This is a genomic window from Sphingomonas sp. PR090111-T3T-6A (assembly GCF_000383095.1).
Classification (GTDB): domain Bacteria; phylum Pseudomonadota; class Alphaproteobacteria; order Sphingomonadales; family Sphingomonadaceae; genus Solisphingomonas.
In genome coordinates this window covers 201,051-211,760 of the sequence record NZ_AORL01000015.1, presented here as the reverse complement: position 1 = coordinate 211,760, position 10,710 = coordinate 201,051, and the positions used below count along the sequence as shown (strand labels likewise).

Genomic DNA, 10,710 nt, shown 5'->3' with positions numbered 1-10,710 from the left:
CCCGAATAAAGGGACGCCCCTTCGCCGGGGTTTCAGCGGCGGCCCGATTGGTTACGAATGTCACGCAAGGGAAAGGCGATACCCGCTAGGCGATGGGAACGGGCGGCAACGCGCGGGTCGGCGCGGGCGTCGGAGGCAGTCGGCGGGTCGGCACGGGAGGCCGGGAGGGCGCGAGCGGTGTGCCGTCCATCCAGTTCATGTGGATCGCCGTATCGAGGCTGATGTCGGGCAGCCGTGGCGCCTGAGGCGCCACGGGAAGCGAGTGAAATTCCGACTGCATTTCCTCCAGCAGCGCCTCGGCCTCGTCGGGCTTCTTGCTGACCAGACCCAGTTCCTTGGCGAGCGCGTGCGAGTCCTTGAAGAGGCTCATGAACTGCCGCATGAAACCCAGCCCGAGAGTGACGCCGCCCCGGATCGAGGCATGGCCATCATGGCTGACGTGCAGGGCCTCCTGAATGGAATGGGCCGATCGGTCATGCAGCCCCAACGGGCCGTTATAGCCCGCCAGCGTCACGCCGAGATTGGTCAGCAGCGTCAGGGTCCGATCCGCTATCAGCATCGACTTCTCGTGCCCCTCGAGCGCTTTCAGCGCCTTGAACTCCTGCTCAACCCTCTCGAGATTCTCCATGCCCGACTGGCAGCGCTGCCACGCGCCCGAGATGGTCGCCTTCCCCCGGAACCAGCGGGATTTAACGCCATCCTCCAGCAGGTCCGTCACATCCCTCCTCAGTTGCAGCAGCTTCGGCGGCAGATTGTCGATGCGGGTCGTATCGATGCCACGGGCTCGCTGATACTGATCGATCAGGTCCAGCAATTCGTAGAGCCGGCGCCCCAGTTGCTCGGCCCTGATCCCCAAATGGCCGAGCTTGCCCTTGTAAGCATTGAGCTCCGTCTTGATCCGGGTGAAGCCGGGCAGCGGGTCGCTGTTGAAGGTGGCGGCCATCTTGCCGATCGTCAGCGCATGGGCCACCGCGCCGCCCAGTTGGGAGGCTCGGCCGAGCGTGCTGCTCTTCCCATAAGCGGCCTTCAGCCTCGCGATTTCGGCGAGGATGCGCTCGCGGCTTTCCTCGGCGGTGCGATAGGCCTCGGAGAATTTCTTGGTCGCATCGGTCAACCCGCGCACGAGGCTGACGATCATGAAACCGATCGCGACACCCGAAGTCGGCGGCGAGAGGCCGGCGGCGACAACGACGAACAGGAGGGTCACGCCGACGCGCCCTACCTCCTTACCGCTGTCGAGACGATAATCCTTCCACGCCGCTGTGGACTTGACCGCACTCCCGATCGCATCGTTGACGATCTTCTCCAGGTCCGGCGTCGCGCGCTGGAATACCGACGCCACCCTGTCGCGGAGCGCGTGGTCGTACCGCGTGTTGTCGTTGATCGAAGGGAACAGCTGGGTCTGCACGATACGGCGTATTTCGGCCGCGACCTTCAGCTGGACGTCGTTGTTGAGAACCGGGCTCTCTCGGAAGCGCTGACGCAGCAGATCGGGCATCTGCGCCTGAAAGACGATGGGGATCTCGTTCAGGCTGGGATGCAATCCTTCCGGCTGCATCCCGCGCAAAACCCGGCCGAGACTGCTTTCGAACAGGGTAAAGGATGCCATTGCTGCCATGATCGAAGCTCCAGCCAGAGATGGAGACGGCGCTCGATATGCCGCCTGTGTCAGAACTGACCCCACCACAATCACTCCGCGTTCCGCCATTTCTGCGAGGCGGAGGCTCAAATATTCGACATCAGCCTTTTGATCTCTGTCCGGATCACATTGATGGCCGGATCAGACCCGTTTATCACGTCGGAAGATTTCCAATATTGCTTTCCAGCTTTGTCAGATTTAGTATAAATACTATTGTCAACATTCTGCATATTATCCTCTTTCCATACCGCCATGACTGCACTCTGAGCCATTAGCCAATCGAACAGGACGTCTATTTCCTTCTGATGGACATAGTCATATTTGATGCTGACGTTGAACACCTCTTTCTGATTGCCAGGTTTGCCCTGCGTGCTGGACAGGGGCGTTTTCCCGAACTCCCCGCCCCCGGTGGGACTGGACGGCATCCGGCCGCCGATCAGATGCAGATCCGAGGCGAGCGTGATATCGCCGATCGCGCGATCTTTCTTGGACTTGGACATCGGGCCGATATCCTCCACGCCGAACGGGAGCTCCGTCCAGGATCGACCGTCCAGCGGGTGCCAGAAGATCTCGCTCCAGGAGTAGCGCCATACCGAATTGCGGATCAGATCGATGATCATCATATTGATCGGCCATGCGCGCTTGTTGCGCGACGGCTCGGCGATGAGCATCGCCGCTGTCACTGCCGGCAGATAGTTGGCGAGGCGTGCGATATTCCCGTCCGCATCGGGCCCGGCCACTTGCGCCTGATTATATTGCCCCTGGAGAATATTGCCCATCTGCATCGACACGCCGGGCGAACTGAAGGTCTCCTGCAGGTTCAGATCCTCCACGCCCTCGAACACATCGCGGACCTGCCTGTATTTCGGCTCCTTGATCAGATATTCATATCCGTTCTCTGCGGGCCGGACGTCACTCACGTAATGGCGTGAGTCCTTGAAGATCAGGTGGCCGCCAATCTCGTAATAATAGCCGGCATCTTCGGGGGGCTGCGAGTTTCTCCAGCACCATATCCAGTGGGCGAGTTTGATCGGCCTGAACGGCGAATCCCGATCGCCCTCCCCGTCGGGTTTCTCCATGGGCACCCGGGAAGCCAATACCTCGCACAAGGCGAGCAGATGAATTCCAAGGATCGAACGGCCGGTTTTGGATACGGGCTGGAGAACTCTCATATTATCGTCCGCTATTCTCGATTGTTCTCGGACTTACGCCGCCTGGTTCTTGAGGATATCCCACTTGAACTCGGGGCTGGCGCCGCCGCTGCCGCCCGTCTTGCTCTGTTCGGTATACTTCACCTCGAGCTTCTCGAAGTTCAGCGAGATCACCTCGGTCGTACGCTCGTCGCCGCTGCTGCCGCCGTGCTGGATGTTGGTCACCATCACCTCGGTCATGGTGATGATCAGATATTCCAGCGGGTTGTCGCCGCCGGCCTTGCGGATGGTCAGCGTGGCGGTGGTGACATGCTTGCCCTGCGCGCAGCTCAGCATCAGCGGCGTCGAGGCGAGGTCGACATATTTGGTGACGGACAGGTCGTGGATATTGACCTTGCCGGTGCCGGCGCCACCGCCGAGATGTGCGGTGCCGGTGTTGCTCATGCCCCAGTTCCAACCGATGATATCGATCTCCTGGGTATGCTTGGCATCCTCGGACTCACCGTTGATGCCCGTGAGCTTGAGGAAGATGTCGACAGCCATGACGTAGTCCTTTTTCTTGGATCAGGAAGAATTCGGGGATTTCAGTTCGCTGGGCGCGGCCGTTATTTTTCCGCGCGCGGCAGGCGCGAAACCATGCTGAGCGACACGTCCATGCCCTCCAGCTGGTAGTGCGGGATCATGCGGAACAGGCCGCGATAATAGCCGGGGTTCTCCGGATCCGGGATCACCTCGACCGACGCCTGCTTGAGCGGCTTGCGCGCCTTGGTCTCTTCGGTCGAGAAGTCGGGCTGGACGTCGACATATTGCATGATCCAGCTCTGGAGATCGGCCTGGAGTTGTGGCGCCTCACGGGAGCTGCCGATCCAGTCGCGCACCATGCACTTCAGGTAATGGGCGAAGCGACAGCTCGCGAAGATGTACGGCAGCCGCGCCGACAGGTTGGCGCTCGCCGTCGCGTCCGGGTCCTCATAGGCCTTGGGCGCGTGGAGCGTCTGGGCGCCGATGAAAGTGGCGTGGTCGGTGTTCTTGCGATGCACCAGGGCCATCAGGCCGGCCTTGGAGAGCTCCGCCTCGCGACGGTCCGAGATGGCGATCTCGGTCGGGCACTTGGCGTCGACGCCGCCTTCGTCGGTCGGGAACAGCGCGGTCGGCAGGTCCTCGACGGTGCCGCCCGATTCCACGCCGCGAATGCGGGTGCACCAGCCATAGGTCTTGAAGGCCTCGGTGATCCGCACGCCGAGCGCATAGCCCGCGTTCAGCCACAGATGCTTGTCATGCTGGCCGTCGACTTCCTCCTCGAAGGCGAATTCGGGCACCGGATCGGTGTCCGCGCCATAGAGCGGGCGGCCGAGGAAACGCGGGAGCGTCAGCGCCATGTAGCGGCTGTCGTTCGATGCGCGGAACGAGCGCCAGGCCATATAGTCGGTGGCGTCGAATTGCTTCGCGATGTCGCGCGGATTCGAAAGCTCGCCCCAGCTGTCCATGCCGATCAGGCCAGGCGCCGCCGCCGCGATCACCGGACAGTGCGCCGCCGCGCCGATCTTGGACAGGCCCTTCATCACCTCGATGTCGGGGCCGCCATGATCGAAATAATAGTCGCAGACGATCGCGCCATAGGGCTGGCCGCCGAGCTGGCCGAACTCGGCCTCGTAGACCTTCTTGAACAGCGGGCTCTGGTCCCACGCCGCATCGCGATATTGGCGAAGCTGGCGGCGCGTCTCCTCCTTGGAGATGTTGAGCACGCGGATCTTGAGATCCTTGCCGGTCGACGTGTTGCCGACCAGATACCAGAGACCGCGCCACGCCGATTCCAGCGACTGGAATTCGGAATGGTGGATGATGCGGTTGATCTGTTCGGTCAGCTTGCGGTCGATCGCGGCCTTGAGCGCGTCGACGGTGAGGAACACGTCCTCGCCGATGATCGCCGCATCTTCCAGCGCCTGCTGGGCAAGCGTCTTCACGGCCAACTCGATACGCGCCTGCTTGGCATCGCTGCCGGGCTTGAATTCCTTCTGGAGCAACATGGCGAAGTCATCGACCATGCCATCGGTCGTCATTTCGGCAGGCGCCGCCTGCTGAAGCATTTCCTGGGACATATTTCTCTCCGGGGAAGTGTGCCGGCGGTTATTCCGCGGACGCGTCCTGCTCGTCGGTGGCGGGGCGTGCGGCGGCGAGCGCCTTCATCAGCGCCGGATCCTTCAGCACCTGGTCGAGCAGTTCCTGTGCGCCGGCCTTGCCGTCCATGTAGAGCATGAGATCGTTGAGCTGCTCGCGCGCCTCCAGCAGCTTGGCGAGCGCTGGCACGTTGCGGGCGACCTGCCCGGGATTGAAATCCTCCAGCGTCCGGAACGTCAGGTCGACGCCCATCCGCCCCTCGCCGGTCAGCGTGTTTTCCACCGCAAAGGCGGCACGAGGCGCGATACGCTCTATCCGCTCCTCGAAATTGTCCATGTCGAACTCGACGAAGTCCCGTTGTTCGTGTGGCTTCTTCTCGACGAGACTCTTGCCGGACAGGTCCGACATCACGCCCATCACGAACGGGATTTCGATCTTTTGCCGAGACCCATAGGTTTCGACCTCATATTCGATGTGAACTCGAGGCGCGCGATTCTCCTTGATGAAACGCTGCCCGCCTTTCGCCGATGCCATGTCTTCGACCTCGCCTTGCTAGGGACCATGACAGCCCGCCGTTTCCGACAGCCTCTCATCGTTACCCCAGATGTGAAGGTCCGGAGCTTCAGCGTGGTTTCATCTTCCGGTCGTTCGGTTACCAATGACATGAAGGGGACAAGCTAAATGCGTTCCATATTCCGCTCGCCTCAGTCCAATATCCGCGACCCATTCGTCGACCAGCCGCGCAGTCGCTCAATGCGCCACCTCGCTGTTCAAGCCATGTGAGCAGGCTGGTACGAGCATCAGTCATCAGCTCAAACGGCACCGGCTTGCCAGTCTTGGCCTGGATCACGATCGCATGGGTACGGACCTCCCCACCGGGAACGAGGTCACCGATTTTCACCTTCACGACGTCGCAGCCTCGCAACTTGCGGTCGATCGCGCGATCGAAAAGCGCCCGATCACGAACGCGATGATGTTCGTCGAGGAAAAATCGGATCACCCAGATCTGGTGTGGTTTCAGCGCCCGCTTCGCTCCAACCTTGAGCCCAGCGTTCCAGGCGCGATGCCCTGCATCCACCGGATCATATTGTGCCTTTCCCATATTCCTTCTCCAGCGGCCAAAACGGCCGACAAAAAGATGGGACCGATTGAGCGCGGGCACCGGTGGAAGGTGTCGACCAATGCTTGCCGCTCGCCGGGAGGAGAGGGTGCGTCCGCTCCTGAGAAGAGCGGCCGTTCACGCTCTTTGGATCGGACCATCTGCAGCGAGCCAGATATTGCCGTTCCGGTGCCCCTAGGACGACCCTGGAAGCCGACCGACAGCTTTCCCGCCGTTTTCGCGCTCCGTCCATCGGTATGGAACGCCTGAGCCTGGCGGCTAGCTGCCGTTACGACGCAACGTTTTCTGAACCAGCCATAGATGGAGAAGCTGCAAACCTAGGAACATGAGGCCGATGCCGATGAACGTGGGAAGGACCATACCTTCCTGCCCAACCTTTGGCCGCACGTTCTCGGCCAAGAAAATTAACACTATGAAGGCGCAGGCGGCCATCACAGGAAAGAACGCGAGAGCTACAGGGCGAGGGGCCGACCAAGTAGCTTCCCCATTAAACCACCACTGCATCGGTATCCGATTGACGCCCTTAAGGCGTGCGTTTGCCAGTAACGCAAAACCGCAAAGGACTAAGCTGAAGAGGATGGCTATACCGACCATGGCCATGTGTAATTCTCCTAGGAAGAGCAGGATAACACATGATGCGGCGTCCGCTAAGAGGGCGCTCGCTGCCCAACCCCTCCCCGTGGCCATCACCACCACCAGAATGGCTCAAACTGGTGAATTTCGGTCCGTCCACTTTGACTGCAATAAGGCAATCAGAAGCAGGTTTGGTCATATGTGTCGATCGATAGCCGGTCAGAACGGGATCGTCAGTTGGCGGAAACCCTTAATGCTCCCTCCGCCGGGAAGCTTGATGACAAACGGCGCTGATAAAGCATTGCCGTCCGCAGTTGGCTTCACTCCCGTATAACGATCGGAATTGGCAGACTTTCGCGCTTTGCAAAGCACGATTTCGTTGCCGTTCGGAATAGGGCAATCACTGTTTTGTACAGGTTGCCCGATACCGAGAGCAGGAATGTCTGGCGGACCATAAGAGGCAACCTGCAACGCGACAAATATGGACAAAGCCTGCACTCAGCTTCTTCCTACCGCATCTAATCTTGCAATGCACTGAGGCGGAAGCGTGGCGGCCGGAGCGGGGCATAGCGGATGGTCTGGTAGTAAGCATCTGCTGCCGGAACGAATGGCCGCCATGAGGGCGCGAGCCGCCGGTCGCGAAAGACCCAAAATGTTGCCATTCAGACAGCACTCGGACGCTGCTGAAAGCCGCCGCCGGCTCGTCACGCTCCAACGCGATAGCGCAGCGCTTCAATGACAGCGACGAAACCGGACGAGTGCTGCCTGCGGCTCGGATAGTAGAGATGGTAGCCCGGAAACGGCGGGCACCAGTCCTCGAGCACCCGGATCAGACGGCCTTTCGCAATCAGTGGAAGCACCTGGTCGTCGGTGATGTAGGCGATGCCGAGACCATCCATGGCCGCCTGGAGTGCGAGAGCCGTGTCGTTCACGGTCAGTTGCCCGTCCACCCGCACGTTCAGAGCGCGCCCGTCCTTTTCGAACTCCCACGCGTAGAGCCCGCCATAGGTCGGAAACCGCAAATTGATGCAGTTGTGCTCGCTCAGGTCGTGAGGCGTCTTAGGCGGCGGACGGCGCTCGAAATAGGCCGTCGACGCGACCGCCGCCATGCGCATGTCTGGCCCGATGGGGACGGCGACCATGTCCTGCGCAATCGTCTCGCCCAGCCGTACCCCCGCATCGAAACGCTCGGCGACGATGTCCACGAAGCCGGCGTCGGCGCTCAGCTCCACCTTCAGCTCAGGATGGGCCGCAAGAAGCGGGAGCAGCACGGGCTCCAATATGGTTTTGGCCGCATGCGCGCTCGTCGTGATGCGAATGTTCCCAGCCGGCCTGTCCCTCAACTCACCCAGGCTTGCGAGTTCGGCCTCCACGCCGTCGACCAGCGCCGACACCGTGATCAGCAGGCGCTCGCCCGCCTCCGTCGGCACCACACTCCGGGTGGTGCGGTTGAGGAGACGGATGCCAATTCGCTCCTCCAGACCGCGGAGCGCATGGCTCACCGCCGACGTCGAGACGCCCAGCTGCGCCGCGGCCCGGGTGAAGCTTCTTTCTGTGGCGACGGCGCGGAACGCCAGCAGGTCGTTGAAGTCGTTGCGCGCCATTGTTGAATTCAACTCAAAGCCGTTTCCCGATTGTGCAGTCTAATCTTCACGGCAGCGCAAGCCTAGATGCGGACGACGAGGAGCGACCATGACCGACCAGACCAGACCGATGCGCGCGCCGTGGGGCGACATAGCGCCCAAACTCACCGAGATCAGCGATAGCGTCCTGTTCGACGACATCTGGTGCCGACCGGGCCTCTCGCCGCGCGACCGCAGTATGATCACGGTCGCCGGCCTGATCTCGCTCTACCGCACCAACGAGCTACCCTTCCACCTCGGGAAGGCGCTCGAGAACGGCGTGACCCGAGAAGAGATCGTCGAGATAGTAACCCACCTCGCATTCTACGCCGGCTGGCCGACAGCGAGCACAGCGATCGGCATCGTGCGGCAGGCGTTCGAGCAGGCCGACGCCAAAGCGGCGCCGGCGGCCTGACATTCGAGATCAGACGGAGATCCGACATGCAGAAACGTGAACTCGGCCGCAGCGGCCTTCAAGTCTCCACCCTCGGCCTCGGCTGCATGGGCATCAGCTTCGGTTACGCGAACAAGCTCGGCAAGGAGGAGGGCATCGCCCTGATCCGCGCCGCCGTCGAGCGCGGCGTCACCTTCTTCGACACCGCCGAGGTCTACGGGCCATTCGAGAACGAGGAGGTCGTCGGCGAGGCGCTCAGGCCCTTCCGCGATCAGGTGGTTATCGCCACCAAGTTTGGCTTCGACATCGACTTCGCGACAGGCGAGAACCGAGGCGTCAGCAGCCGTCCCGAGCGGATCCGCCAAGCCGTGGAGGGCTCGCTCAAGCGGCTCGGCGTCGAGACGATCGACCTGCTTTACCAACACCGCGTCGATCCGGCCGTGCCGATCGAGGATGTCGCCGGCACCGTCAGGGATTTGATCGCCGAGGGAAAGGTGAAGCATTTCGGCATGTCCGAGCCCGGCGTCCAGACGCTGCGCCGCGCCCATGCCGTGCAGCCTGTCGCCGCGATCCAGAACGAATATTCGCTCTGGTGGCGAGAGCCGGAAACCAACGGGATTTTGACCGCCTGCGACGAACTCGGCATCGGTTTCGTGCCTTACAGCCCTCTCGGCAAGGGTTTCTTGACCGGCACGCTGACGAAAGTGGACGCGGGCGACTTCCGAAGCACCTCGCCGCGCTTCTCGCCCGAGGCAATGGCCAAGAACCAAGCCTTCGTCGATCTGCTGAAAAGCGTCGCCGATGACAAGGCCGCCACTCCCGCCCAGATCGCACTCGTCTGGCTGCTCGCCCAGCGCCCGTATGTCGTACCAATCCCCGGCACCACCAAGCTGCATCGGCTGGAGGAGAATCTCGGTGCGGCCGAGATCACGCTGAGCGACGTCGATCTCGGCAGGATCACCGAAGCGGCATCGGGTATCCAAGCGGAAGGCGACCGTTATGCACCAGCCCAAATGGCGATGGTCGGGCGCGAGGCACCTACCGAAACCGTCTGATCAGGCTTTGCCGAGCTGAGCGCACTCGTCCTCCTATGGCCGCTTCCTAAGCCTCTGGGCCGGAAGCGGTCGGGCGGCAGAGTCCCCAAGGGGGACGAGCGCGTCCATTCCAGTCGACGTAATGAAGCCGCCGGGCCGTTCGCGCGCCAATCTCGATCGTTTAGCGCGCGAGCGTTGGCTCAAAAGCCGACGTTCGTTCATCAGTTAACAGGGCGAGTCTCGGCATAATCTGCGCTTCTGTTGCGTCGACCATCGAGCTGACCTGTTTGGTCAGACGATCGGCTCGGGCCTCCCGTCCCGACCCACCGCTACCATTGCGAAACTCGCGGACGCGGATCGGCAACGGTGCCCAGTCAGCAGATTCTCGGCCCAGAGTTCGACATTCACCCGCGTGGAGCTCCGTCCCGTCCATTCGATCCGTGACACGAGCTCCACCATCTCGCCCTCATGGATCGGGGCGGTGAAGTCGATCCGGTCAGAGCCCGCCATCACCATCACCGCGCGGGCATGGCGGGTCGCCGCGATGAAGGCGGCCTTCCCCATCATCTTGAGCGCATCCCCGCCATAAAGCGTGCCGTAATGGTTGGTCTGCGGCGGGAAGACCATCTCGGCCATCCGCAGCACGCCCTCCTCCGACACGGGCGACACGGGCGAGAGTGGCGGCAGAGGAAGCCGCGTCTCCGGCCCTTTCACCGCCACCAGTGTGAAGCGCCCGCGCGTGCACAGGCGCCGCTCCCCGCTGACCGGCACCTCGGCGACCAGCTCGACCTCGACATCGAGCGAGCTGTTGCCGACGCGCACGACCCGCCCCGTCGCCTCGACGATCTCGCCGGCCCTTGCGGGCGCGGCGAAATCGATCTTCTCGCAGGAGGCGGTGACGAAGGGCGCCCGGCCATGGCGCGCGGCGGCGAGGAACGCCACCTTGTCCATGTGCGCGAGCGCCACGCCGCCGAACAGCGTGCCGTGATGGTTGGTGTCGCCCGGAAACACCATGTCGATGAGCTGGACGACCCCGGTCCCGGCCTTCGTCAGGTTCAT

11 protein-coding genes and 1 pseudogene are annotated in these 10,710 nt (G+C 62.1%); 2 read left to right on the top strand and 10 right to left on the bottom strand.

Features of this window, described 5'->3' with window-relative positions:
- Nucleotides 1-85: 85 nt before the first annotated feature.
- The 9 genes and pseudogenes from ST3T6A_RS0108180 to ST3T6A_RS0108150 form a co-directional block, all read right to left on the bottom strand.
- The gene (locus ST3T6A_RS0108180) at nucleotides 86-1,618 is read right to left on the bottom strand and encodes a hypothetical protein (protein WP_157602606.1); all 1,533 of its coding nucleotides are present in this window, start codon (nucleotides 1,616-1,618) and stop codon (nucleotides 86-88) included.
- A gap of 107 nt (nucleotides 1,619-1,725) precedes the next feature.
- Nucleotides 1,726-2,811, bottom strand: coding sequence for a hypothetical protein (locus ST3T6A_RS0108175; RefSeq protein ID WP_157602602.1), 1,086 nt, complete (start codon nucleotides 2,809-2,811; stop codon nucleotides 1,726-1,728).
- 33 nt (nucleotides 2,812-2,844) lie between these two features.
- Nucleotides 2,845-3,333, bottom strand: a complete 489-nt coding sequence (locus tag ST3T6A_RS0108170) for an Hcp family type VI secretion system effector (RefSeq protein ID WP_019832427.1) — start codon at nucleotides 3,331-3,333, stop codon at nucleotides 2,845-2,847.
- A gap of 62 nt (nucleotides 3,334-3,395) precedes the next feature.
- The gene (tssC, locus tag ST3T6A_RS0108165) at nucleotides 3,396-4,889 is read right to left on the bottom strand and encodes a type VI secretion system contractile sheath large subunit (RefSeq protein ID WP_026359536.1); all 1,494 of its coding nucleotides are present in this window, start codon (nucleotides 4,887-4,889) and stop codon (nucleotides 3,396-3,398) included.
- A gap of 28 nt (nucleotides 4,890-4,917) precedes the next feature.
- The gene (gene tssB / locus ST3T6A_RS0108160) at nucleotides 4,918-5,442 is read right to left on the bottom strand and encodes a type VI secretion system contractile sheath small subunit (RefSeq protein WP_019832425.1); all 525 of its coding nucleotides are present in this window, start codon (nucleotides 5,440-5,442) and stop codon (nucleotides 4,918-4,920) included.
- A gap of 147 nt (nucleotides 5,443-5,589) precedes the next feature.
- A pseudogene (locus tag ST3T6A_RS21950) lies at nucleotides 5,590-6,010 on the bottom strand (integrase); the annotation flags it as partial.
- Nucleotides 6,011-6,286: 276 nt separating this feature from the next.
- Nucleotides 6,287-6,628: a hypothetical protein gene (locus ST3T6A_RS0108155; RefSeq protein WP_019832424.1), complete on the bottom strand. Its 342-nt coding sequence runs from the start codon at nucleotides 6,626-6,628 to the stop codon at nucleotides 6,287-6,289.
- Nucleotides 6,629-6,820: 192 nt separating this feature from the next.
- Nucleotides 6,821-7,099: a hypothetical protein gene (locus ST3T6A_RS21455; RefSeq protein ID WP_157602599.1), complete on the bottom strand. Its 279-nt coding sequence runs from the start codon at nucleotides 7,097-7,099 to the stop codon at nucleotides 6,821-6,823.
- A gap of 206 nt (nucleotides 7,100-7,305) precedes the next feature.
- A complete protein-coding gene (locus tag ST3T6A_RS0108150; protein ID WP_019832423.1) occupies nucleotides 7,306-8,205 on the bottom strand; it encodes a LysR family transcriptional regulator in 900 nt (299 codons plus the stop codon).
- Between the two features lie 88 nt (nucleotides 8,206-8,293).
- Here ST3T6A_RS0108150 and ST3T6A_RS0108145 point away from each other — a divergent pair, with 88 nt between their 5' ends.
- A complete protein-coding gene (locus ST3T6A_RS0108145; protein WP_019832422.1) occupies nucleotides 8,294-8,638 on the top strand; it encodes a carboxymuconolactone decarboxylase family protein in 345 nt (114 codons plus the stop codon).
- Nucleotides 8,639-8,664: 26 nt separating this feature from the next.
- The gene (locus ST3T6A_RS0108140; protein WP_019832421.1) at nucleotides 8,665-9,672 is read left to right on the top strand and encodes an aldo/keto reductase; all 1,008 of its coding nucleotides are present in this window, start codon (nucleotides 8,665-8,667) and stop codon (nucleotides 9,670-9,672) included.
- Between the two features lie 270 nt (nucleotides 9,673-9,942).
- Here ST3T6A_RS0108140 and ST3T6A_RS0108135 read toward each other — a convergent pair whose 3' ends face one another.
- The gene (locus tag ST3T6A_RS0108135; protein WP_019832420.1) at nucleotides 9,943-10,710 is read right to left on the bottom strand and encodes an acyl-CoA thioesterase; all 768 of its coding nucleotides are present in this window, start codon (nucleotides 10,708-10,710) and stop codon (nucleotides 9,943-9,945) included.